The sequence below is a fragment of the Alcanivorax sp. HI0044 genome (genome assembly GCF_001634945.1).
This window is the reverse complement of record NZ_LWEZ01000821.1, coordinates 1-544: the sequence shown is the minus strand read 5'-3', so window position 1 is coordinate 544 and position 544 is coordinate 1. Positions and strand designations below refer to the sequence as shown.

1 protein-coding gene and 1 pseudogene are annotated in these 544 nt (G+C 59.7%); both read right to left on the bottom strand.

Going from position 1 to position 544, the window contains the following annotated elements:
• A partial coding sequence (locus A3730_RS09765; RefSeq protein WP_156501124.1) for an ACP S-malonyltransferase occupies window positions 1–279 on the bottom strand: 279 nt, incomplete at its 3' end.
• A gap of 127 nt (window positions 280–406) precedes the next feature.
• Window positions 407–544 (bottom strand): annotated as a pseudogene (locus A3730_RS33030) (phosphate acyltransferase); the annotation flags it as partial.

Below are 544 nucleotides of genomic sequence, written 5' to 3'. Positions count from 1 at the left end.
ACCCAGACTATGCCCGGCCAACACATCCGGCCGCGGACCACCACTTTGTTCCCACAACCGCCACAGGGCGACACCGGCTGTCAGCAGCAGCGGCTGGGTAATTTCAGTCTGGTTCAGTGCCTCTTTCGGCCCCTCCTGGGCCAACGCCCAGAGATCCTGGTCCAGTGCACCGGAGGCTTCCTGAAAGGTCTGCTTCACTGCCGGGCGTTCGGCAAACTCACTCAGCATCCCCAGACTCTGAGAGCCCTGACCGGGAAAAATAAAGGCTGTCTTCGACATTCAACATCCCCTTGAAAATAGACAGGAATAGGCAGGCCGCAGTATGCCGGCTTTCGCTTTCGCTGTCCGGTCGGGCCTGAAACAAAGTATGAACAGCATCGAGGCCAGCCGACCCCGACACAGGATTTCAGTCGGTGCTGGCCTGGCCCAGTGCATCACTGATCAGAGAAGGCACATTGCGCCGGGCTTCCAGTTGCGCCACTTCCAGCGCGCAGGCAAAGCCTTCCTTGCTGGTACCACCGTGGCTTTTCACCACCACTCCGCG